At 54.6% G+C, this 22,911-nt stretch carries 18 protein-coding genes; 10 read left to right on the forward strand and 8 right to left on the reverse strand.

What is annotated here, in order from left to right; translation table 11 throughout:
* Positions 1-211: 211 nt before the first annotated feature.
* The 3 genes from prc to C7434_RS07145 all read right to left on the reverse strand — a co-directional run bounded on the left by prc (position 212) and on the right by C7434_RS07145 (position 3,578).
* Positions 212-2,257: a carboxy terminal-processing peptidase gene (gene prc / locus C7434_RS07135; protein ID WP_033741935.1), complete on the reverse strand. Its 2,046-nt coding sequence runs from the start codon at positions 2,255-2,257 to the stop codon at positions 212-214.
* A 19-nt stretch (positions 2,258-2,276) separates the two neighbouring features.
* Positions 2,277-2,981 (reverse strand): RNA chaperone ProQ, encoded by a 705-nt coding sequence (gene proQ / locus C7434_RS07140; RefSeq protein WP_033741938.1) that lies wholly within the window; start codon positions 2,979-2,981, stop codon positions 2,277-2,279.
* A 96-nt stretch (positions 2,982-3,077) separates the two neighbouring features.
* The gene (locus tag C7434_RS07145) at positions 3,078-3,578 is read right to left on the reverse strand and encodes a GAF domain-containing protein (protein ID WP_033741940.1); all 501 of its coding nucleotides are present in this window, start codon (positions 3,576-3,578) and stop codon (positions 3,078-3,080) included.
* Between the two features lie 209 nt (positions 3,579-3,787).
* Here C7434_RS07145 and yebS point away from each other — a divergent pair, with 209 nt between their 5' ends.
* The 3 genes from yebS to rsmF all read left to right on the forward strand — a co-directional run bounded on the left by yebS (position 3,788) and on the right by rsmF (position 9,149).
* Positions 3,788-5,032: a membrane integrity lipid transport subunit YebS gene (gene yebS, locus C7434_RS07150; RefSeq protein ID WP_033741942.1), complete on the forward strand. Its 1,245-nt coding sequence runs from the start codon at positions 3,788-3,790 to the stop codon at positions 5,030-5,032.
* Positions 5,001-7,640, forward strand: a complete 2,640-nt coding sequence (locus C7434_RS07155; RefSeq protein ID WP_033741944.1) for a PqiB family protein — start codon at positions 5,001-5,003, stop codon at positions 7,638-7,640. The genes yebS and C7434_RS07155 overlap by 32 nt, the downstream gene beginning before the upstream one ends.
* An 81-nt stretch (positions 7,641-7,721) precedes the next feature.
* Positions 7,722-9,149, forward strand: a complete 1,428-nt coding sequence (gene rsmF, locus C7434_RS07160) for a 16S rRNA (cytosine(1407)-C(5))-methyltransferase RsmF (RefSeq protein WP_033741946.1) — start codon at positions 7,722-7,724, stop codon at positions 9,147-9,149.
* 144 nt (positions 9,150-9,293) lie between these two features.
* Here rsmF and C7434_RS07165 read toward each other — a convergent pair whose 3' ends face one another.
* The 3 genes from C7434_RS07165 to C7434_RS07175 form a co-directional block, all read right to left on the reverse strand.
* The gene (locus C7434_RS07165) at positions 9,294-9,512 is read right to left on the reverse strand and encodes a DUF1272 domain-containing protein (RefSeq protein ID WP_033742218.1); all 219 of its coding nucleotides are present in this window, start codon (positions 9,510-9,512) and stop codon (positions 9,294-9,296) included.
* A gap of 79 nt (positions 9,513-9,591) precedes the next feature.
* A complete protein-coding gene (locus C7434_RS07170; protein WP_033741947.1) occupies positions 9,592-10,971 on the reverse strand; it encodes an MFS transporter in 1,380 nt (459 codons plus the stop codon).
* A 255-nt stretch (positions 10,972-11,226) separates the two neighbouring features.
* The gene (locus C7434_RS07175; RefSeq protein ID WP_033741948.1) at positions 11,227-13,257 is read right to left on the reverse strand and encodes a choline transporter; all 2,031 of its coding nucleotides are present in this window, start codon (positions 13,255-13,257) and stop codon (positions 11,227-11,229) included.
* Between the two features lie 258 nt (positions 13,258-13,515).
* Here C7434_RS07175 and betI point away from each other — a divergent pair, with 258 nt between their 5' ends.
* The 6 genes from betI to C7434_RS07205 all read left to right on the forward strand — a co-directional run bounded on the left by betI (position 13,516) and on the right by C7434_RS07205 (position 19,814).
* The gene (gene betI, locus C7434_RS07180; RefSeq protein ID WP_006120302.1) at positions 13,516-14,109 is read left to right on the forward strand and encodes a transcriptional regulator BetI; all 594 of its coding nucleotides are present in this window, start codon (positions 13,516-13,518) and stop codon (positions 14,107-14,109) included.
* Between the two features lie 17 nt (positions 14,110-14,126).
* Positions 14,127-15,599, forward strand: a complete 1,473-nt coding sequence (gene betB, locus C7434_RS07185; RefSeq protein WP_006120301.1) for a betaine-aldehyde dehydrogenase — start codon at positions 14,127-14,129, stop codon at positions 15,597-15,599.
* Positions 15,600-15,622: 23 nt separating this feature from the next.
* Positions 15,623-17,305 carry a choline dehydrogenase gene (betA, locus tag C7434_RS07190; protein ID WP_033741949.1) on the forward strand — a complete coding sequence of 561 codons (1,683 nt, stop codon included), beginning with the start codon at positions 15,623-15,625 and terminating at the stop codon, positions 17,303-17,305.
* Positions 17,306-17,710: 405 nt separating this feature from the next.
* The gene (gene mdtJ, locus C7434_RS07195) at positions 17,711-18,055 is read left to right on the forward strand and encodes a multidrug/spermidine efflux SMR transporter subunit MdtJ (RefSeq protein ID WP_006120299.1); all 345 of its coding nucleotides are present in this window, start codon (positions 17,711-17,713) and stop codon (positions 18,053-18,055) included.
* Entirely contained in the window at positions 18,042-18,371 is a 330-nt protein-coding gene (mdtI, locus tag C7434_RS07200; protein ID WP_033741950.1) for a multidrug/spermidine efflux SMR transporter subunit MdtI, read from the forward strand. The genes mdtJ and mdtI overlap by 14 nt, the downstream gene beginning before the upstream one ends.
* 309 nt (positions 18,372-18,680) lie before the next feature.
* Positions 18,681-19,814, forward strand: a complete 1,134-nt coding sequence (locus tag C7434_RS07205) for an acyltransferase (RefSeq protein ID WP_033741951.1) — start codon at positions 18,681-18,683, stop codon at positions 19,812-19,814.
* A gap of 42 nt (positions 19,815-19,856) precedes the next feature.
* Here the strand turns inward: C7434_RS07205 and C7434_RS07210 are convergent, their stop codons facing one another.
* Positions 19,857-20,051, reverse strand: coding sequence for a hypothetical protein (locus tag C7434_RS07210; protein ID WP_006120296.1), 195 nt, complete (start codon positions 20,049-20,051; stop codon positions 19,857-19,859).
* A gap of 548 nt (positions 20,052-20,599) precedes the next feature.
* On the opposite strand from C7434_RS07210, the gene C7434_RS07215 reads away from it, so the two are divergent.
* Positions 20,600-22,144, forward strand: coding sequence for a methyl-accepting chemotaxis protein (locus C7434_RS07215; protein WP_033741952.1), 1,545 nt, complete (start codon positions 20,600-20,602; stop codon positions 22,142-22,144).
* Between the two features lie 56 nt (positions 22,145-22,200).
* Here C7434_RS07215 and C7434_RS07220 read toward each other — a convergent pair whose 3' ends face one another.
* Positions 22,201-22,659: an MEKHLA domain-containing protein gene (locus C7434_RS07220; protein ID WP_033741953.1), complete on the reverse strand. Its 459-nt coding sequence runs from the start codon at positions 22,657-22,659 to the stop codon at positions 22,201-22,203.
* Between the last annotated feature and the right edge of the window lie 252 nt (positions 22,660-22,911).

Genomic DNA, 22,911 nt, shown 5'->3' on the forward strand with positions numbered 1-22,911 from the left:
TGCGCGGATACATATCCTATGAGCATTGTGCGGGTTTTCAAGCGACCTTAACGTTTAAGTGCCTAAAAAGACATAACTTTACAATATGACATAACCTTTACCGCAACCCTACTGAATGCGCGCAGTACAACACATTAACGTAACGCATCCTTGCCAGACTTATCATAAAAAAAGCACCGCAGTGCGGTGCTTTTTATTAAACCAGAACGTATCAGTTGCTTTTCGCTGCGGACGCGTCGGGAAGCGTCTTTTCCAGCTGCGCCAGATCGTTGGCAATCTTGACGGTTTCATCCAGATAAGGATCGGGTTCTTTGTAATCCTTAGGCAGGTCATCCAGGCTCTTCAGCGGCTTTTTGCCTTCGGCCTGATAGCGCGCATTAATGCGTTCCAGACGCAGCGCATCGTCTTCGTGGTTCTCTTTCTCGCGTTGAGCAAGATTGAGCGACACGATATTGCGCTTGTCCTTCATGGCATTAAAGCGGGCAATGTCCTTCATGATGTACTGGAACTCACGATCTTTCGCGATACGTTCATCATGTTCTTTCGTCAACTGCGGCACCAGCGCTTTCACATCCCCGGTTTTCGCGTAGGTGGCAGCCGTGATGCTGTCCCACGGTAAGGCGTTATCTTCAAACTTCTCGCCTGTCTCTGCCGCTTCAACGCCGGTAGGCATCAGCAGATCGGGGGTGACGCCTTTACGCTGTGTACTGCCACCGTTAATACGGTAGAACTTCTGAATCGTGTACTGAACCGATCCCAGCGCAGGCCATTCCGGACGCAGCATCTGATCGTAAATGCGGTTCAGCGAGCGATACTGCTGAACGGTGCCTTTACCAAAGGTCGGCTCGCCAACAATCAGCGCACGCCCATAGTCCTGCATTGCCGCCGCAAAGATTTCAGAGGCAGACGCACTGAAGCGGTCAACCAGCACCACCAGCGGCCCTTTATAGTACACAATGCCGTCGTTATCGCTGTCCTGACGGATGCGACCGTTATTGTCGCGCACCTGCACCACGGGGCCACTTGGGATAAACAGGCCAGACAGTGAGACCGCCTCGGTCAGTGCGCCACCGCCGTTGGTCCGCAGATCAATCACGATGCTGTCGACATTCTGCTTTTGCAGTTTCTGCAACTGCACTTTGACATCATCGGTCAGGCCCACGTAGAAGCCCGGAATATCCAGTACGCCGACTTTCTGTTTGCCCACATTGTGAATACTCATCTTAACGGCGCGATCTTCCAGACGGATTTTCTCACGCGTCAGTGTCACAATGCGGGTTTTAGTACCTTTACCGGCAGGCAGGATTTCAAGGCGAACCTTACTGCCTTTCGGTCCTTTAATTTTGGCGACGACATCATCCAGACGCCAGCCAATCACATCTTCCATTGGCTTGCCTGGCTCACCGACGCCGACAATACGATCGCCAACGGTGATGGCTTTACTTTTCGCCGCCGGGCCACCTGCGACCATAGAATTGATCACGGTATAATCGTCATCCATCTGCAGTACGGCGCCAATCCCTTCGAGCGACAGGCTCATTTCAGTATTGAACTGCTCGGTATTGCGCGGCGACAGATAGTTGGTGTGCGGATCGATTTCGTGGGCAAATGCATTCATTGCCAGCTGGAACACATCTTCGCTGTTGCTCTGTGCCAGGCGACGGATGGCGAAGTTATAGCGTTTGGTCAGCACGTCACGAATTTCTTTTTCGTCTTTTCCGGCCAGCTTCAGGCTCAACTCATCGTATTTCACCTTGGCATCCCACAGCGCATTTAATTCGTTCTGGTCTTTCGGCCAGGGCGCTTTGGAACGGTCAATATCGATGGTGTCATTACCGGTAAAGTTCATCGGGCGAGCCAGGACCGTGAGCGCGTACTGATAGCGTTCGAAGCGGCGTTTCTGGGCCAGATTATAAAGATCGTAAAAAATATCCAGCTTACCGCTACGCAGTTCGTCACCCAGCTGCGTTTTCTTGCTGGCAAACTGTGCTACATCCGACGCCAGCAGCACGTTGTGGCTGTAGTCGAGCATGTTGAGGTAGCGGTCAAAAATTTTGGCGGAAAACGCCCCGTCCAGATCGAACTGACGATAGTGAGAACGCGTGAACCGTGAGGTGACGCGCTCGCTGACGGTAGGATCCTGGGGATCTTCATGCAACTGAGGAATTTGATCGGCACGAGTGATGTTCTCGGCGGCAAAGGAAGGGCCTGACAACAGCAGGCCCGCGATCAATCCAACTTTTAACAAGGTGTTCATGCCGGGGTCAGCCTCCGTTTCAGAACTGCAGGTGTTCTGCGCGCACAATCATTGCCATGCCGGAAGCGAGCTGTACCCGGACGCCGTCTTTAGAAACTTCCAGAACGGTTGCGTCCATTGCACTTTTGCCTGCTTTAACTTTAATACTCTGGCCGGGTTGCAAAGTTGAGGTATCAGTGATGGGTTTAGCCTGCTGCTGCTCCGGACGGGGTGCCGGTTTGCGATGCTGCGATGCAGTAGGACGCTCAGCAGACTGCGGACGCGGCTTACGCGCGGCGTCACCCTCTGCGGATTTACGCGGAGCAGGTTTGCGTGGACGACGTGGCGCGCTGGCCCCTTCTTCGCCCTCACCGGCTTCACGACGCGCGGCCCGCTGCTGATCGCGTTGCGCCTGAACACGCGCTTTCGCGTCTTCCAGCTGCTTGCGGGCATGCTCAACGTGCTGCTCATCGAGAACACCGCACGGATTGCCGTCGAGATCCACGCGGGTCGCACCCGCTTTAATACCGTACAGATAGCGCCAGCTGGAGGTATAAAGACGTAATGCTGAACGTAACTGTGTTTTGCTCAGGTTCATTTCGCCCTGAACGCGCTCGACCAGATCCTGAAAGATACCGATTTTGAGCGGACGCGCTTCACCTTCAGCGCTAAAGCAGTGCGGAAAGCGCTCCGCCAGAAAGCTAATGACTTCTTTACTGCTATTCAACTTAGGTTGATTTTCCATGAAATTTCCTGATTACTACGGGTTTGCCGACCAGAGCAGGCATGAACAGGCGACATTATAATGACAACATCGCTAAATGCCATGCAATCCAGTCGATTAGCTACGCGTCAGCTGCAAATATTTTTCTAAGTCCGTGTTCGCGAGCACGTCGCAAAGCCCGTCAGTCAAGGCTACCAGCCCTTTTTCATCATCACTATCAAAGCGATTGTATTCCACACTGTCGATATCCAGCACGCCCACAACGTGACCGTTTACTTTCAGAGGAATCACAATTTCAGCATTACTGGCCGCATCGCAGGCGATGTGCCCCGGAAACGCATGCACATCATCTACACGCTGGACCTGATTTTGCGCCAGCGCTGTACCACAGACACCTTTACCCACGGGGATGCGCACACAGGCAATTTTACCCTGGAACGGGCCAAGCACCAGTGTGTCTGCTTCCGTCAGCAGGTAGAAGCCTGCCCAGTTCACGCCTTCGAGACGTTCATACAACAGCGCGCTAAAGTTACCCATCGCGGCGAGGAACGCCGTTTCTCCCGCCAGCAAGGCGCGCATATCGCGATCTAAATCGGCGTAAAAGGCAGTTTTGTTCATTATTCAACCGTTACCAGTGACATCCGGGCGGCTAACCACTCCGCCAGTTAAAAATAAGCACTAAAAATCCATAGCCATAAGGTGAATCATAGCGTTAGTTACTATAACCTTAATATTCTGTGGATCGAAGCGTGATACCCGAAACAGGTACACAGCAATGTCTTAACAACCCTTTGCGTAAATAACAATAAGCGAACCCTGCACTCTTTATGAAAATTCACGCGATTAGCGAGACATTGCCCCACGCACGTTATCAGCGTTGTCCGCAATGCGATACCCTTTTTTCCTTACCAGATGTGAAATCGCATCAGTCGGCACATTGCCCCCGTTGTAATGCACAAATTGTCAGCGGCTATGACTGGTCGATGACGCGTCTGCTGGCGATGGCGGCCACCATGCTGGTCCTGATGCCGTTCGCCTTCAGCATGCCGTTGATTGATATCCGGCTGCTGGGTATGCGCATTAACGCCAGCCTGCTGGAAGGCATTGTGCAGATGACGCTACAGGGCAACGTGTTAACGGCCTCCATGGTGGCGTTCTGCACTATCGGTGCGCCCGTCACGCTTGTGGCCGGCATTGGCTACCTGGCGCTGGGCCAGCGTTTGGGCATGAATCTGCGCCCGGTTCTGCTGATGCTGGAGAAGCTGAAAGAGTGGGTCATGCTGGACATTTTCCTGATTGGCATCGCGGTGGCGTCGATTAAAGTTCAGGAATACGCCGATCTCGAAATGGGCTACGGTCTGGTAGCCTACATTGCCCTGACCGTCCTGAGCGTGATGACGCTGATTCATCTCAATATTGAGCAGCTATGGGAACACTTTTATCCGCAACAGCCTCAGGTGACGCGACGGGAGGATCTGCAGGTTTGTCTCAACTGCCATTATACCGATGTTCCCGACGCACGAGGCCGTTGCCCCCGCTGCCATACACCGCTCGACTTCCGTCGCCGTCACAGCCTGCAAAAATCCTGGGCTGCGCTCATCGCCTCCATTGTGCTGCTGATCCCGGCCAATCTGCTGCCCATTTCGGTGGTGTACCTCAATGGCTCGCGGCGGGAAGACACGATCTTCTCCGGCATTCTTTCCCTGGCATCCGGTAATATTCCGGTCGCCGCCATCGTCTTTATCGCCAGTATCTTAGTGCCCTTTACCAAGGTTCTGGTCATGCTGGCGCTGCTTCTCAGCATTCATTTTCGCTGCGAGCAAGGCCTGAAAACCCGCATCCGTCTCCTGCGTTTTGTAACCTGGGTCGGTCGCTGGTCTATGCTGGATCTGTTTGTCATTTCGTTAACCATGTCACTGGTCAATCGTGACCAGTTACTGGCTTTTACCATGGGACCTGCCGCGTTTTACTTTGGCGCGGCTGTGATCCTGACCATTATGGCCGTTGAGTGGCTGGATAGCCGCCTGCTCTGGGATGCACATGCAACAGGAAACGCCGACTACACCGACTAATGCTACGCTGCGTAATAAGCGTAAAATTTCCCCTTTTTGGCTGCTGCCCGTTATCGCCATGCTGATTGCGGGCTGGCTGCTATGGACGAATTTTCAGGAGCGCGGCACCACAATCACCATTAATTTCCAGACGGCAGATGGGATTGTGCCCGGGCGCACGCCTGTGCGCTATCAGGGCGTGGAAGTCGGTACCGTGCAGGGCATCAACCTGAGCGACGACTATCGCAAGATCCAGATCAAAGCCAGCATCAAAAGTGATATGCGTGATGCGCTGCGTGAGAATACGCAATTCTGGCTGGTGACACCGAAAGCCTCGCTGGCCGGGGTTTCCGGCCTTGATGCGCTGGTCGGCGGTAACTACATCGGCATGATGCCGGGCGATGGTAAAGAGAGCGACACCTTCACCGCCCTGGATACGCAACCGAAATACCGTGTTAATACCGGCGAGCTGATGATTCACCTTCATGCACCGGATCTGGGCTCGCTGAATACCGGCTCACTGGTCTATTACCGCAAAATTCCGGTAGGCCGCGTGTACGACTACAGTATCAACGGTCAAAACAACGGCGTGTCAATTGACGTGCTTATCGAACGTCGCTTCGTCAACCTGGTGAAAACCAACAGCCGTTTCTGGAACGTGTCCGGCCTGAACGCCGATGTCAGCCTGAGCGGTGCCAAAGTGCAGCTGGAAAGCCTGGCGGCACTGGTCAATGGCGCGATTGCCTTTGACTCGCCCGAAGGCGCGGAAGCCGCAAAGAGCGACCAGAATTACACCCTCTATCCTGATCTGGCTCACAGCCAGCGCGGTGTGCTGATTAGCCTCGATCTGCCCAACGGCGATAACCTGTCGGCTAACCGAACGCCGCTGATGTACCAGGGTCTGGAAGTCGGTACGCTCACCAAACTGAATCTGCAGGACGGCGGCAAAGTCACCGGCGAGATGACGGTTGATCCGTCTGTGGTCGGCCTGATGCGCGAAGGCACACGCATTGAAATGCACAGTCCGAAACTCAGCCTGACTGACACCAGCCTGAGCAGTCTGCTGACCGGCAATACCTTTGAACTGGTGCCCGGCGACGGTCCACCCGTACAGCATTTTACCGTGGTTGCGCCTGACAAAACGCTGCTGCAGCAACCCAATGTGCTCACCGTAAAACTCAGCGCGCCGGAGAGCTATGGCATCGATGCGGGGCAACCGCTGATGTTATACGGTATGAAAATCGGCCAGGTCATCTCGCGCGATCTGGATGAAAATGGGGTGAATTTTGTTGTGGCAATCAATCCTGACCACCGGCAACTGGTGCACAGCGACAGTAAATTCATCGTGAACAGTCGTCTTGATGTGAAATTCGGTCTGGACGGCATGCAGGTGCTGGGAGCCAGCGCACGTGAATGGGTCGATGGCGGTATTCGTCTGGATCCCGGCAAGCGCGGCGCGCCAAAAGCCGCCTATCCGCTGTTTGCGGATGCGGAACGTGCGGAGGAAGGTATTGTGGGTGACGGTCCGTCGACCACGCTGATGCTGACCGCGAAAAGTCTGCCGGATGTTCAGGCGGGATCTGTCGTGCTGTACCGCAAGTTCCAGGTGGGCGAAATCACGAAAGTCACACCGCGCGCGGATGCGTTTGATATTGCCGTTCATATCAAACCGGAATACCGTAAGCTCCTCACCAACGAAAGTGTCTTCTGGGCGGAAGGCGGCGCACGCGTGCAGCTTAACGGCAGCGGATTAACGGTGCAGGCCTCCCCGCTGAACCGGGCTTTAAAAGGCGCGATCAGCTTTGACAACCTGACCGGGGCGAAAGTGGATAAAGGCGTAAAACGCGTGCTTTATCCGTCCGAAACGGCAGCTCGCGCGGTGGGCAGCCAGATTACCCTGCACACCTATGATGCCAGCAAACTGTCCGCGGGCATGCCGATTCGCTATCTGGGCATTAACGTGGGTCAGATCGAATCGCTGTCGCTGAGTGATGACAATAATCAGGTGGTGGCCAAAGCCGTACTTTACCCGGAATACGTGCAGAACTTCGCGCGCGTTGACAGTCGTTTCTCCGTGGTGTCGCCCGAGATTTCGGCCGCCGGGGTGAATCATCTGGAGACGATCCTGCAGCCTTACGTTAACGTTGACCCGGGTAAAGGACGCGGCGCGCGGACCTTTGAGCTGCAGGAAAGCACCATCACCGACTCGCGTTACCTCAACGGCCTGAACATCTATGTGGATGCCACCGAAGCGGGTTCTCTGTCATTAGGGACGCCGGTCCTGTTCCGGGGCGTCGAAGTCGGTACCGTGACCGGCACCTCGTTGGGTAATATGGCGGATCGCGTGCAAATCGCCCTGCGCATCAGTAAGAAATATCAGCATCTGGTACGTAATAACTCGGTGTTCTGGCTCGCCTCCGGCTATAACCTGGACTTTGGGCTGATTGGCGGTGTGGTGAAAACCGGTACCTTCCAGCAATTTATCCGCGGTGGCATTCAGTTTGCTACGCCACCGACGGTCCCGCTGGCCCCGCAGGCGAATGCGAACAAGCACTTCCTGCTGCAGGACGAACCGCCGAAAGAGTGGCGTAACTGGGGTACGGCCATTCCTGACCCGAACCAACCTTAATCCTTCCAAAACGGGCAGCCAGGCTGCCCGTTTTCTTTCCGCGTGTTACACTCCCGCCTTTGCCTCAAAGAGAACTTATCCGTGTCCGACGCCGCTTCACGTTTTCCTGCCGATTTCCTTGACCTTATGCGCCAGAGCCTGCCCGATGAGGCCAGCCTGCAGCAGTTTATCGACATTAGCCAGCAGCCGTTACGCCGCAGCCTCCGGGTCAATACGTTAAAAATCAGCGTCAGCGCGTTTCTGGCCCAAACGGCTCACTACGGCTGGCAGCTTACGCCGGTGCCGTGGTGTGAAGACGGCTTCTGGATCAGCCGGGAGGATGAAAGTTTACCGTTGGGTAGCGTGGCAGAGCATCTGAGTGGCCTGTTTTATATTCAGGAAGCCAGCTCGATGCTGCCGGTGACGGCGCTGTTTGATGCCTGTCCCGATGCACAGCATGTCATGGATATGGCGGCCGCCCCCGGCTCGAAAACAACACAGATTGCTGCCCGAATGCACAACCAGGGAATTGTCCTTGCTAATGAGTTCTCTTCCAGCCGGGTAAAAGTGCTGCACGCGAACATTACCCGCTGTGGCGTGACCAATACCGCGCTGACTCACTTTGACGCCCGCGTCTTTGGGCCTGCGCTGCCGGAACAGTTCGATGCGATCCTGCTGGATGCGCCCTGCTCTGGCGAAGGCGTGATACGTAAAGATGCGGATGCGCTGAAAAACTGGTCGCTTGCCAGCACCCACGATATCGCCCATACCCAACGCGATCTGATTGACAGCGCGTTTCATGCCCTGAAGCCTGGCGGTACGCTGGTGTATTCCACCTGCACACTCAATCCGATCGAAAACCAACAGGTTGTGGCCTGGCTGCTGGCGCGCTACCCCGCAGCCGTCGAGGTTGCGCCGCTGACGACGCTGTTTCCAGGCGCAGAACAGGCAGCCACGCCCGAAGGTTACCTGCACGTCTTTCCTCAGCTGTTTGACAGTGAAGGCTTCTTTGTCGCGCGGTTACGCAAAATCGCCTCTGTTGAGCGGCTGCCTGCGCCGACATACAAAGTCGGCAAGCTTCCGTTTACCCCCGTAAACCGCAAACTGGAAAACGATATTGTTCAGGCGGCCGCGAAGGTGGCGCTTCAGTGGGATGAGCGCCTGCAACTGTGGCAACGCGATAAAGAAATTTGGCTGTTTCCCGCCGACATCGTTCCGCTGTTAGGGCAGGTCCGTTTCTCGCGGATTGGCCTGAAACTGGCTGAAACCTTTGCGAAGGGTTATCGCTGGCAACATGAGGCCGTTGTCGCGCTGGCGTCACCACGTCCAGCGCAGACAGTGGAACTGAATGAGGCGGAAGCGGAAGCGTGGTTTCGCGGTCGCGATATCTACCCTGAAAACCCGCCCACCGTTGATGAGATGATTGTGACCTATCAGGCTCAGCCGCTGGGGCTGGCAAAACGGGTTGGTAGCCGGATTAAAAACAGCTATCCGCGCGAACTGGTGCGCGACGGTCGGCTGTTCCGTTAAGCCGTCACATCCTGCAAGTGACACTGTCACGCATGCGGCGCTGTTTTGCTGATAGCAGCGCCAGAACCGTCGTTCAGCGCGGACGGACCTGCACAAGCGGCAGGCATCGCGCCGGCGCATTCTGGGGCGATGCCCGGCGATAACTCAGGCGGTGCGCGCTTTCGACGGATGGGTCAGCAATTTGGCGGCGGGCCGGATGGGACGTCGCACTAATTCTCCCCCGCAGTTGGGACAATGCCCCTGCAGATGCTGCTCAGCGCAGGTCGCGCAGAAGGTACATTCGAACGAACAGATGCGCGCATCACGCGATGCCGCAGGCAGATCGATATCACAACGTTCACAGTTTGGGCGCAGTTCTAGCATGACATTCCCCCTTGCGGTAACGGCTTTCAGCGTGGCAAAACCCATGCTGCTTGTCGAGGATTTTCATCGCCCGTAACGCTTATCCGTCAGAAGATGTGGAACCTGACGTGGCCCTGCTGCGGCTTTCATCGTCGCGCGCCTGGGTCACGTCGCCTTCGTCCTCATTCTCACCCTCGTCCTCTGCGCCCTCCTCATCACTGGTGACCATCGCCGCCTGAATCGCCTCGTCTTCCAGCACCGGGTTAAGCGCCGCGCCTAAAGGCGAGGTAGCCAGGCTGTCCGGTAACACCACGTGGGGCAAAGGTACCTCGGTAGTCGGTAACGGAAGCGGCGCTTTCTTCACATAGCTCAGCACAGCAATCAACAGGGTGCACACCGTGAAGAACAGATAAAGCATGTTACTGCCGAAAGGCTGCATCAGCGAGCCCACCAGCAACGGGCCGATACTGGCTCCGATACCAAACGCCATCAGCAGACAGGCCGTCAGTGAAACGCGCTGCTCCGCCGCCACCTGATCGTTTGCCAGCGCCACCTGCAAAGGATAGAGGGCAAACTGCACCATGCTGGCAAGAAAGGCGATGCCGAGCACCCAGTGAAATGACAGCCTGGGCAGCAACACCAGCGGCAAACAGGCCAGCGCCAGCAGCGCCGCAATATAAAACAGCAGCCGCTGACGATCGTAACGGTCGGACAGCCAGCTTAAAGGAAACTGCGATACCAGCCCGGCAAAGATCGTCAGGCTCATAAAAATACCGGTCTGCGCATCGCTGAATCCCTTGCTGCTGGCATACACCGGCGCCAGGCCATAAAAGGCGCCGACGACCATACCGGTTAATAAGGTGGTGCTGAGCAATTTAGGAATGGTGCGAAGAAAGTAGCCCAGTTCCATCGGCGCAGGTGACATCGCGCGAACATGCGTGCGCGTCGTCAGCGCAATCGGCACCAGACAGAGGGCAAAACAGAGCGCCACGATTAACAACGTCTGAAGACCAAAGTCACTTTGTAAGGTCAGCACCACCTGACCGCTACTTAAGCCAAGGTAGGTCGCCACCATATAGAAGCCAAAGATTAGCCCACGCTGTGACGATTCCGCCTGGTCGTTAAGCCAGCTTTCCAGCACCATGTACTGGCACATCATGCACAGCCCGATGATCAGGCGCAGGAAAACCCAGAGGGGGATAAAATCTGTCAGCCCGTGTCCGATCACTGACGCCGTGATAATGCCGGCACAGGCTACATAGGCACGAATATGACCGACGCGCGCAATCAGGTTGTGACCCACCTTGCCACCGATCACCAGGCCAATATAGTTTGCCGCAATGATGGCCCCAATCAGCGCACCATTAACCTTATCATGGGCCAGACGCAGTGACACGTAGGTAGTGAGTAACCCTGAGCCCAACAGCATCAACAACGTGGTGGTGTAAAGCGGCAGAAATGTTCTAAGAATTTTTCGCATACGACTCCCTGTCCACAACAGTCATTGGTGTCCTGTAAAGTTTAAAGATAGTTGAATTTGCCCCGCTTTAGGTCGGGACAATTCCGACAGTAAACTCCCGTTGTCACGTGGACGGCAGTGATGACACATTTCCCTGTCCCCGGATGTATCGTAGGCCTCCGGCAAAACCTGACTGGCTGTGGACCATGTTTACGCGGCCGGGTTTTCCGTCAGCTATAAAAAACCCGTTAACCTGGCGGCTAACGGGCTGTGGGATCAGGCGCTGGGGAACGTAATGTTGCTGCCCGGTGCCTCTCGATGCAGATGAATAAAGTTCAAGTGGCGCTCATACTGATCGAGTATATCGATGATCACCTGCTCTTTGCTGTAATCCATCAGGTCATTACCCTGACTGCCCTCCAGCAGGAACGTCTCCAGCCGGTAATAGGTAGATTTCCCGCTGCGCGCGCGGTAGGTAAAGCCCGGAATGGAATACTGCTGTGGCCAGACCTGATAGAGGAAATCCTGCTCCTCGCCCAGTTGTACGCGCAGGTCCAGATAACCCAGAGGATGCTCCCCGTCGGCGGCCACGCGGTCCAGCGTGACGCGCGCGCCACGCAGCTCCAGCTCTTTTGCCACGTCCTCCATGGCGGGAAAGATCGTGTCATCCATCATTTTCAGGGTGTAGCGCGAGCCAGGATAGTTCATCAGGCGCGACAGCCGTTTTTTCCAGGTCAGACGGTCAGTAGCATGTGCCAGATAAGGCGCCGTATCCCGCGTCGCACTCACGCGGCGATAATCTTCCACCTTGAGCGATTTATACAGCCCTGCCATCACGAAGAAGATGACGAAACTGAACGGCAGCCCCATGATGACCGTGGTATTTTGCAGCGCCGTAATGCCGTTGGTCATCAACATACTCAGCGTCAGGACGCCGATGGCGACTGACCAGAATATACGCAGCCAGTTCGGCGCATCACTGTTGATGTCTTTCAGTTTGGAGGTGAAATTACCCAGCACCAGCGAACCGGAATCCGCCGAGGTCACATAGAACAACATACCGGTAATGGTCGCGACGGAAGCACTCAGCTTGAAGGCCGGGTACTGCGCCAAAAGACTGTAGAAACCGCGTTCCGCATGGCCCATCACTTCCTGTGCAAAACCCGCATCGCCATGAAGGATTTCATACAGGGCCGCGTTACCAAAGACCGACAGCCACAGCAGCGTAAAGGTAAAAGGAATCACCAGCGTACCGAGCACAAACTCACGAATGGTACGGCCACGGGAGATACGTGCCAGAAACAGGCCCACGAACGGCGACCAGGCCACCCACCAGGCCCAGAAAAACAGGGTCCAGCTGTTCATCCACTCTGTTGGCCGGTCAAAGGCAAACGTATTCAGCGTCATGCCCATAAAGCGATTGATGTAATCCCCTACGTTGAGCACCAGTGCGTTAAGCAGGAAGCCGGTATTGCCAGCGAACAGGACGAACAGAATCAGGCCGAGAGCCAGCGCCACATTCAGTTCCGATAAAATACGAATGCCTTTGTCAACGCCCGACGTCACGGAAATGGTGGCAATGATCACCGACAGAATAATCAATGCCGTCTGTGCCGTTAATCCTTCCGGAATATCGAACAGGACCTTCAGCCCATAGTTTAACTGCACCACACCAATTCCCAGCGTGGTAGCGATACCAAAGATCGTCCCAATTACCGCGGCAATGTCTACGCTGTGGCCGATGGGACCGTTAATGCGTTTACCAAAAATGGGATACAGGGCGGAACGGATGGTTAAGGGCAGATTGTAGCGGTAGCTGAAATAGCCAAGGGCAATCCCCATCAGGGCGTACATTGACCAGCCGGTTAAGCCATAGTGGAACAGGGTCCAGACCATCGCCTGACGGGCCGCTTCAAGCGTTTGCCCTGTCCCTTCCGGCGGCTGCATATACTGCGAAACCGGTTCCGCCACCGAGAAAAACATCAGGTCTATCCCGATACCGGCGGCAAACAGCATTGCCGACCAGCTCAGTATGCTGAATTCCGGTTTCGACTGCTCAGGCCCGAGTTTAATGGAGCCAAAACGGGAACAGGCGATATACACAACGAACACGATATAAAGCGTGGCGGCCAACATGTAATACCAGCCAAACGCTTCGGACACCCAGTTTACCGCCCTCAGTATCCAGTTGGCGGCTTCGCTGCTGAATAAAATAGTGATGAGTGAAAAGGTCAGAATCAATCCTGCGGAGGTGTAGAACACCACGGGGTTGATTCTGTCTTTTTCACTCGCTGGTGGACTCATCATCGTTTACCTCTGGTTGTTGGCTTATCAATTTTGCAAGAGTTCAAACCGGTAAAAACATCCGGTGTCCCGAGGGGTAAGTGTTTTTTACGCTTCGTTTCCTGCCGTTACATTCTGGTCAAAACTAACGAATCTGCCACACTTACCGCTTCACTTACTCAACTTTTAAGACACAGCATCCTAACAAGGTTTCTATTTATATTGAACATCCAATCAAAAAAAGATTAAATAGGGGACTGATTTTGGGTGGGAGCGAACGCAATGCCAAAGGTAGGGATGCAGCCAATACGACGTCGACAGCTGATCGATGCGACGCTGGCAACGATAAATGACGTAGGTATTAATGATGCCACCATTGCTCAGATTGCCCGACGCGCGGGCGTGTCAACTGGCATCATCAGCCACTATTTCAAGGACAAGAACGGATTGCTGGAAGCCACGATGCGCGACGTCACCCGGCAACTACGTGAGGCAGTTGCCCGTCGCCTGCAGCCGTTAGCCAACGCCCCCGCCGAAGAACGACTGCGCGCAATCGTTGAAGGAAACTTCGACGAAAGTCAGGTCGAACGCGCAGTGATGAAAGCCTGGCTGGACTTTTGGTCAAGCAGTATGCACCAGCCTCAGCTTCAACGTCTGGAACGGGTCAGTCATCGCCGTCTTTTTTCATCGCTGGCCGTGGAGTTTCGCCGCCAGTTGCCCAGGGACAGGGCCAGGCTTGCCGCTCACGGGCTGGCCGCCATGATTGATGGCCTGTGGCTACGCGCAGCATTAAGCGGCAAGCCCTTTGACCCGACGACAGCACGGACACTGACCACTCAATTTATTCGCCAGCAGTTAGCAGGCGAACACGCGTAACGGAACCAGGAGAAATTATGTCCCGATTCACCGAACAACACCTCTACATCAATGGTACTTATGTTGCCGCGACGTCTGGAGAAACCTTCCAGACGATTAATCCGGTCAACGGCGAAGTACTGGCTGATGTCCAGATTGCCGGGCGCGAGGATGTCGATCGCGCTGTGGCGGCGGCCAGAAAAGGGCAAAAAATCTGGGCAGCCATGACCGCCATGGAACGCTCACGCATTCTGCGTCGGGCCGTAGATATTCTGCGCGAGCGCAATGATGAGCTGGCTGAACTGGAAATGCTTGATACCGGTAAGCCGTTCAGTGAAACCGCCAGCGTCGACATCGTTACCGGTGCCGATGTGCTGGAGTATTACGCTGGGCTGATCCCTGCGCTGGAAGGCCAGCAAATTCCTCTGCGTGATACCGCGTTTGTGTATACCCGCCGTGAACCCTTAGGCGTGGTCGCCGGTATTGGCGCGTGGAATTACCCGATTCAGATTGCCCTGTGGAAATCTGCCCCGGCCCTCGCCGCAGGCAATGCCATGATTTTCAAACCCAGCGAGGTCACACCGCTGACGGCCCTGAAACTGGCTGAGATTTACACCGAAGCCGGTGTGCCGGACGGCGTTTTCAACGTGCTGCCCGGTACCGGCGCGGTTACCGGTCAACTGCTTACCGAGCATCCGGGTATCGATAAAGTGTCATTTACCGGCGGTGTCGTCAGCGGCAAAAAAGTCATGGCAAATGCGGCAGGATCGACCCTGAAGGACGTCACCATGGAGCTGGGCGGCAAATCCCCGCTGATCATCTTTGATGACGCCGATCTCGATCTGGCCGCCGACATCGCCATGATGGCTAACTTCTACAGTTCCGGCCAGGTATGTACCAACGGTACCCGCGTTTTTGTCCCGGCCGCATTGCAGTCTGCGTTCGAAGCCAAAATCGTAGAACGTGTTGCCCGTATCAAAGCGGGCGATCTGCGCGATCCCGAGACGAACTTTGGTCCGCTGGTCAGCTTCAGCCACCGTGACAACGTGATGCGCTTTATTGAGTCCGGTATTGCAGAAGGTGCCCGTCTGCTGTGTGGCGGTAAACGCTTAACCGGTGACGGGTTTGATCAGGGCGCGTGGGTGGCACCAACCGTATTCAGCGACTGCCGCGACGACATGAAAATTGTCCGTGAGGAAATTTTCGGGCCGGTGATGTCGATCCTGAGTTACACCTCGGAAGAGGAAGTGATACGTCGCGCTAACGATACCGAATATGGTCTGGCCGCGGGTCTGGTGACCCGGGATCTGAATCGTGCGCACCGCGTCATTCATCAGATTGAAGCGGGCATCTGCTGGATTAACACCTGGGGTGAATCTGCCGCTGAAATGCCTGTCGGCGGTTACAAGCATTCTGGCGTCGGTCGTGAAAACGGCTTGATGACGCTGCAGAATTACACCCAGGTGAAGTCGGTTCAGGTTGAGCTGACGCGCTTTCAGTCTGTCTTTTAATCCCCTTACCTGAGGAGCGACGAATGGAATTTGATTACATTATCATTGGAGCCGGATCCGCAGGGAATGTGTTGGCCACCCGACTGACTGAAGACAGTAGCGTGAATGTACTGCTGCTGGAAGCGGGTGGGCCTGATTATCGTTTCGATTTTCGGACGCAGATGCCAGCGGCCCTGGCGTACCCTTTACAGGGAAAACGGTATAACTGGGCGTATGAAACTGAGCCTGAGCCGTATATGAACAACCGCCGCATGGAGTGTGGTCGGGGTAAAGGCCTGGGCGGTTCTTCGCTGATCAACGGCATGTGTTATATCCGGGGTAACGCGATGGATCTGGACAACTGGGCAAGCATGCCCGGCCTGGAAAACTGGAGCTATCTGGACTGTCTGCCCTACTATCGCAAGTCAGAAACGCGCGATACCGGTGCCAATGACTACCACGGCGGCGATGGTCCGGTCAGCGTGACCACGCCGAAGAAAGGCAACAACGTGCTGTTTGAAGCAATGATTCAGGCAGGCGTTCAGGCCGGCTATCCGCGCACAGATGACCTGAATGGTTATCAGCAGGAAGGCTTTGGGCCGATGGACCGCTTCGTCACGCCAGAAGGCCGACGTTCCAGCACCGCGCGCGGTTATCTTGACCAGGCGAAACGCCGACCGAACCTGAAAATCGTGACCCATGCCACCACTGACCGTATTTTGTTTGAAGGCAAGCGTGCAATTGGCGTGGAATATATGATCGGTGACAGTAATACGCTGCACACCGTTCATGCGCGACGCGAAGTGCTGCTGTGTGCGGGTGCCATTGCTTCGCCACAAATCTTACAGCGCTCGGGTGTGGGATCGTCCGAACTGTTACAGCAGTTTGACATCCCAGTCGTCCATGACCTGCCGGGCGTAGGTGAGAACCTGCAGGATCACCTTGAAATGTACCTGCAGTATGAATGCAAGGAGCCCGTCTCTCTGTATCCCGCACTGAAGTGGTGGAATCAGCCGAAGATCGGCGCAGAGTGGCTGTTTAACGGCACGGGCGTGGGTGCCAGTAACCAGTTCGAAGCGGGTGGCTTTATTCGCAGCCGTGAAGAGTTTACCTGGCCGAATATTCAGTACCACTTCCTGCCGGTAGCGATTAACTACAACGGCTCGAATGCGGTCGATGCGCACGGTTTTCAGTGTCACGTAGGCTCAATGCGTTCACCCAGCCGCGGACATGTGCGCCTGAAGTCCCGCGATCCGCGTCGCCATCCCGCAATTCTGTTCAACTATATGTCGCATGAACAGGACTGGCATGAGTTCCGCGATGCGATTCGTATCACACGTGAAATCATCAATCAGCCCGCGCTGGATAAATACCGTGGCCGTGAGATCAGCCCGGGCATTGAATGCCAGACGGACGAGGAGCTGGATGAATTCGTGCGTAACCATGGCGAAACGGCTTACCATCCTTGCGGAACCTGTAAGATGGGTAACGACGAGATGGCGGTGGTTGATGGCGAAGGCCGCGTACATGGACTGGAAGGTTTGCGCGTGGTCGATGCATCCATAATGCCCTTAATTATTACGGGCAACCTGAATGCGACCACCATCATGATCGGTGAAAAAATCGCCGACTGCATCCGTGGTCGTCAACCGCTGCCGCGCAGTACCGCAGACTACTATGTTGCAGGCGATGCACCAGTGCGTAAGGCACCTGAGCGGTCAACCTGATCGCCTCCCTGACCTTAAGCCGGACAACTGTCCGGCTTATTTCTTTTTTCTGCACTTATCACCTGCATTAATCAGAATAATAAGCATGATTGCTCAGATTTATGTCAATTCAACTTACAATATCGCGCTGTGCTTTTAACGCCAGTAGTGGTATAAAGTGTGGGTGTTCATTATCGGAGGCTTTACCCGTCCACTGAAGAGAAGCAATAACGTGGATGCATTGTGAAATTATGAGCAGGATGTTCATTCCCCGTTTTACCGCCCTTTCGTTCCTCGCATTACTCAGCGTTAACGCCCTCGATCAGCACTGGCGCAGCGCGCTTTAGTCCCCTTTCCGCTCGTTTATTCCTTTCTGCCGTGGCATCACGGTGGGTTAATTACGACGCTAGTTGTGGAGAAAAAACCATGCGCGCATGGGGATTATTAGCACTCGCTATTGTTGCGGAAATCATGGGTACCCTGACCATGAAATGGTCCAGCCTGAATCAAAGCCAGAGCGGCTATCTGATTATGCTGGGCATGATTGCCTGTTCGTATATCTTCCTGAGTTTTGCCATCAAACGTATCGCACTGGGGGTCGCTTATGCCCTCTGGGAAGGTATCGGCATTATGCTGATCACGCTGTTTAGCGTGCATCTGTTTGATGAAACCGTATCGCCGCTGAAAATCTGCGGTCTGGTCACCTTGATTGTCGGCATTCTGCTGATGAAAACCGGCAGCAAGAAGGAGGCCGATCATGACCCTGCCTGATCTGATTCATTTTGCCTGGCTGGCACTGGCTGTCCTGCTGGAAATTGCCGCCAATATCATGCTCAAGTACAGCAACGGTTTTAAAAAGCCCCTGCCCGGCATCGCGTCGTTGGGCTGTGTGCTGCTGGCATTCAGTGCGCTGTCGCAGGCCGTGAAAGGTATCGATCTTTCCGTGGCTTACGCGCTCTGGGGCGGGTTTGGTCTCGTCGCCACCGTTGCTGCAGGCGGCATTCTCTTTGGTCAGCGCCTGAACCGCAAAGGCTGGGCGGGCCTGGCTCTGCTGTTGCTGGGCATGGTTATGCTGAAACTGGCCTGAGAACAGGGGACGCAGACGTCCCCTTTCCGCCCTTTACCCGTACGTCTGCAATGCCGTCCTGCCCTGCTGTTTATGAAAATACGTCCCTCTTATCCGCAGTGGCAGGCCCGTCAGAGAAAGGGGTTGACCTTTGTCATCGACAGTCACTTCTGAGCCACTCAAAGGTGTGTGTATTATCACGCAGATCGATTATTCATCATAATGTCAGAATCCTCTTACTTTTATCATTGCAGGTGGACTTGATCCGACTGTTAGGGCTTAGTGATGCCTTTGGATCCAGTATAAATAATTGATTAACGAGGTTTTACCATGTCTGCAACGCGAGGATGGTCCACGGAACTGGAAGGGTTACGGGGGATTGCTTCTCTTTGGGTACTGCTGGGACACATAAGCTTGCTTATCCATTGCCATATCACTTTACTCTCTTCTCCGGGGATTGGTGTGGATCTGTTTATCCTGCTTTCGGGCTACCTGATGGCAAAAAACTATGTCGAACGTCAGGAAAAAGAGCCATGGCAAAGCCCGGAAACCATCAAGAAATTCTGGCTACGGCGTTTTTTTCGCATCGCCCCGCTTTACTATCTGCTGCTGGCGGTCGCGCTCATCTCTGGCCCCTGGTTTGGCGAGATGCGCGACACGATCGCACATGTTTATTCGGGCACAGCGACCGATGCCTCACGCTATGCCGATCAGTCACTCATGAATGTCGTGACGCATTTCTCTTTTCTGTTTGGCGTCCTGCCCGCCTATGGCTTTAACACCACGCTGCCCGACTGGAGTATCGGGCTGGAAATGCAGTTTTATCTGCTGTTTCCCTTTATCATGCTGGCGGTTATGCGCTTCGGTTATGCCCCGGCATTGCTGTGCATCATGGCGCTGAGCTGTGCCGGCCGTTATCTGCTGCCTGACTATTACGAAGCCTTTGAAATGCCGTCCATGATTCTGATTAAACTCAATATGTTTATTTCGGGCATGCTGCTGGCGGAGGCCGTACGGCGCAAGTCCCTGCTCTATGTGGTCTTTGCCCTTGCTGGCCCGCTGGTCAGTGTGTTTATCGGGTTAGGCGCGATCAAACTTCAGGTGGTGATGGAAGCCTTGATGATTATCGGCATGGCGGCGGTGCTGTGGCAGTATCAGGAAAACAGTCTGATGGCGCGGCTCATTCAGCTTCCACGTAAGGTATTAAACAACCGCCTGAGTACATGGCTGGGCGATGTCTCTTTTTCCGTGTATTTGCTGCATCTGTTGATTGTGATTCCGGCTATCGCGCTGTTGCTGAAACAAACGGATATTGCTTACCAGAGTGATGTCACGCGTTTCCTGATTGTCTGTGCCGTATCTCTGCCGCTGACATATGGCCTGGCCTCTTTGCTGTACCAGTATGTTGAGAAACCGGGCATCAGACTGGGCAAAAAAGTGCTGGCTCCCAAACCTGCCCTGTAATACCAATATGGCTCGCCGGGGCGAGCCATTTTTATCCTCACATCATAATGCATTGCCTACATCATGCTGCTTTTCCCTCACATGCTCATCCGGTGATTCCGGCGTATCGGCAAGGCTACTGTACGTTTTCAGTCCGACGAGATGCGTCGGATCGTGCCTGCTGTGTACCAGGCTTTGTGCGGCAGAACCAAACGAGACAATCAAAAACATCCAGGCCACTGCTAATGATTTCCGCATTGTGCTATCCCATGCTGTGAATGGAGTCGCTATGGTGAAGAAATCAGGGTAAGGGAGTGTCTGATAAACTTAAAATTTTCGTCAATATTGTTACCTGCCTCACATATTTTCAGTGATCCAGGGACACGCATGACGGTCGCGGCCCTGTGCGGGCTCGGGATAATCGCCCCTCATGCTTCAGCAAAAAGACAAGCGCGTGCCCCTTACGCATCGCAAAAACGTGCTGAGCTTAACGTTTTTCGGGTCCGGATTCGGCCCAGGCTGTGCGGCGCATCAGGGTTAGGGGGGAATCACCATTTATATTTATCTATCACCTCAAAAACACATGTTTTCCCGATGTAATACATAAATAAATTCTTTGTTTTTTCATCATTTACCCCCTTCTTCGCAATGAAATCCTTTTATCTGACCATTTATTGATTAAGATCATTTTCAATGATGCAAAATAAAATATTAACGATATTTATGTAAATTTTGCATTTTCCATTAATTATTTATGCTTCTGATGCCGATAGAGAACGAAACCGCTCCTTATCAGGAATCTTACTATGAAAATCTCTACACGGCTTGCGACGGGTTTCGGCCTGCTCATTCTCCTTTTGATCCTCTGTACTGCCGTTTCTCTGACCTCCCTGCATCATGCCAAAACAGGCATGGACGATGTCGTGAACAGCAAAATGAGAAAATACCAACTTATTCTGGATATGCGTGGCGGACTGCGCGATCTGGCGATAGCCGTGCGAAACCTGGCCCTGCTCACCGACGACAAAGAAATGCAGCCAGAGTTACAGCGCCTTAATACGCAGAAAGCATTGTTCATTCAAAACCGCGAGACGCTTGAAACCATGATGCAGACTCAGTCTACAGCAGAAGAACAGGCTGCCCTGAATCATATCAGGGAACTTGAAGCACCGATGATGGCGTCCTTCGTGACGGCCGGGCAACTGGGACTAAAAAATGAGCAAACAGAAGCGACGCGCTATCTCATGACGACCCTGCGTCCACTGCAGCGAAATATGCTGGATGCTCTTAATAAAGCCACCGATATTCTGATGTATAGCAGCCGTAACGCCGTAGAAGTTAACAGCCAGTCCACCAGCCGGGCGTCGGTAACGCTGGTGCTGTTAGCCGTGCTTTCTGTCCTGTTCTCGGTAGCAACCGGCTATGTGATTACGCGTGTGCTGATGCGTCAACTGGGCGGTGAGCCCGCCCAGGCGCAGGCGCTGGCCGCTGCAATTGCGGCAGGTGACCTGACATCCAGCGTTTCGCTGCGTCGCCATGACACCACCAGCCTGCTTGCGTCCCTGGATGGTATGCAGGCGAAGCTGCGCGGGCTGGTCTCAGAAATTAAACAAACGTCGGGCAATGTTGCCCTGGCGGCAGAGGAAATCGCCCAGGGAAATACCGAACTCTCCTCGCGTACTGAACAGCAGGCTGCTGCCTTGCAGGAAACGGCGGCCAGCATGGAGCAGTTAACTGCGACGGTAAAAAGTAATACCGCCGGTGCTCAAACTACGGCCTCGACGGCGCGTGAAACGGCAGAGCTGGCCCGCAGCGGTGAGAGTGATGTCCACCGCATGTCAGAAACCATGAACGATATTTCCCTGAGCGCCGCCAAAATTCGCGATATCACCGGCGTGATAGAAGGCATTGCTTTTCAGACCAATATTCTTGCGCTGAATGCCGCCGTTGAAGCCGCGCGGGCGGGTGAACAGGGACGCGGTTTTGCGGTCGTGGCAGGCGAAGTCCGCACGCTGGCCCAGCGCAGCGCCACTGCCGCAAAAGAGATAAAATCCCTGATTGAGCAGGCGGTGGAGCAAGTGGGAAGCGGCGTCAAAGTGGCCAACGGCACGGGTGAAAGTATCCTGAAAATTGTCAGCATGGTGGGCGACCTCGCGAGTGCGATGGATGAAATTTCCCTTGCCTCCGCCGAACAGATGCAGGGCATTTCACAGGTCAGCGTCGCGGTGAGTCAGATGGACAGCGTAACGCAGAATAACGCGGCACTGGTGGAAGAATCGTCTTCGGCTTCACAATCTCTGTCCGAGCAGGCCCATGCGCTGCGCGGCATGGTAGAAGCCTTCCGCGTGTAACGCACGCCATTGCGCCACGTCATCGCAGGTAAGGTATGACGTGGCACAACGTTGTTTTACTTTCTGGACTGACGGGGACGAGGCCAGAACAAGGCGGCCTGCCCCCAGTCCGCTTCGTGTTCTTCTGACTGCCAGACTTCACCCTCGTAGATGGTGAAGGTCTCACCCTGTTTATTGACGCGCGGGCCACTATAACCTGTGGCGATGCCATTGCGCCTCACGCTGTCCAGCAAACGCTGCCGCTCCGCCCTGTCGGCAGGCCCGGCGCTGAGCCGTGAGGGCAGTTGCAGCATCTCCGCCAGGCTGTAGTGAAAACAATCCAGCGCACAGCGGTTGGCATAGACAAAAACCGGATCGGCCTCACGGTTATGCGCGAGAATACTGTACGGCGCATCCTCGTGGAGCCAGCGGTAACGATCGGCTACGTGCTCAGGACAGTATAACCCGCTGCCGGTCAGCATCCGGTAGCGGTCATCAATGCGTTTCAGTAAGGCGATTTGCTGTTCAGACGACATGCTTCTCTCCGTAACGAAAATCAGAATGCGAAACGCTAATGTGGCGGGATTACAGGGGGAGATCAAGGGCGGGAAGATGACAGTGCCTGGTGCGTTCCGGCTTATTGGCGACCGGGATAGATATTAAGACGCGTCGGGTATAAAAAAAGACCGAACACTATTCCAGGTATTCGGTCCAGGGAAAGGGCTCTCAAGGAGCCGTGCGCTAAAAGTTGGCATTCGTTCAGGCTTTCGCCTTGCCTGTAAAGCGTA

It is taken from the genome of Pantoea sp. PNA 14-12 (genome assembly GCF_004364735.1).
In the GTDB taxonomy this organism is placed as follows: domain Bacteria; phylum Pseudomonadota; class Gammaproteobacteria; order Enterobacterales; family Enterobacteriaceae; genus Pantoea; species Pantoea stewartii.

Excerpts from the sequence above, each read along its gene's own strand:
- prc (WP_033741935.1), bottom strand. The coding sequence starts at position 2,257 with ATGAACACCTTGTTAAAAGTTGGATTGATCGCGGGCCTGCTGTTGTCA.
- proQ (WP_033741938.1), bottom strand. The coding sequence starts at position 2,981 with ATGGAAAATCAACCTAAGTTGAATAGCAGTAAAGAAGTCATTAGCTTT.
- C7434_RS07145 (WP_033741940.1), bottom strand. The coding sequence starts at position 3,578 with ATGAACAAAACTGCCTTTTACGCCGATTTAGATCGCGATATGCGCGCC.
- yebS (WP_033741942.1), top strand. The coding sequence starts at position 3,788 with ATGAAAATTCACGCGATTAGCGAGACATTGCCCCACGCACGTTATCAG.
- C7434_RS07155 (WP_033741944.1), top strand. The coding sequence starts at position 5,001 with ATGCAACAGGAAACGCCGACTACACCGACTAATGCTACGCTGCGTAAT.
- C7434_RS07165 (WP_033742218.1), bottom strand. The coding sequence starts at position 9,512 with ATGCTAGAACTGCGCCCAAACTGTGAACGTTGTGATATCGATCTGCCT.
- C7434_RS07170 (WP_033741947.1), bottom strand. The coding sequence starts at position 10,971 with ATGCGAAAAATTCTTAGAACATTTCTGCCGCTTTACACCACCACGTTG.
- C7434_RS07175 (WP_033741948.1), bottom strand. The coding sequence starts at position 13,257 with ATGATGAGTCCACCAGCGAGTGAAAAAGACAGAATCAACCCCGTGGTG.
- betI (WP_006120302.1), top strand. The coding sequence starts at position 13,516 with ATGCCAAAGGTAGGGATGCAGCCAATACGACGTCGACAGCTGATCGAT.
- betB (WP_006120301.1), top strand. The coding sequence starts at position 14,127 with ATGTCCCGATTCACCGAACAACACCTCTACATCAATGGTACTTATGTT.
- betA (WP_033741949.1), top strand. The coding sequence starts at position 15,623 with ATGGAATTTGATTACATTATCATTGGAGCCGGATCCGCAGGGAATGTG.
- mdtJ (WP_006120299.1), top strand. The coding sequence starts at position 17,711 with ATGCGCGCATGGGGATTATTAGCACTCGCTATTGTTGCGGAAATCATG.
- mdtI (WP_033741950.1), top strand. The coding sequence starts at position 18,042 with ATGACCCTGCCTGATCTGATTCATTTTGCCTGGCTGGCACTGGCTGTC.
- C7434_RS07205 (WP_033741951.1), top strand. The coding sequence starts at position 18,681 with ATGTCTGCAACGCGAGGATGGTCCACGGAACTGGAAGGGTTACGGGGG.
- C7434_RS07210 (WP_006120296.1), bottom strand. The coding sequence starts at position 20,051 with ATGCGGAAATCATTAGCAGTGGCCTGGATGTTTTTGATTGTCTCGTTT.
- C7434_RS07215 (WP_033741952.1), top strand. The coding sequence starts at position 20,600 with ATGAAAATCTCTACACGGCTTGCGACGGGTTTCGGCCTGCTCATTCTC.
- C7434_RS07220 (WP_033741953.1), bottom strand. The coding sequence starts at position 22,659 with ATGTCGTCTGAACAGCAAATCGCCTTACTGAAACGCATTGATGACCGC.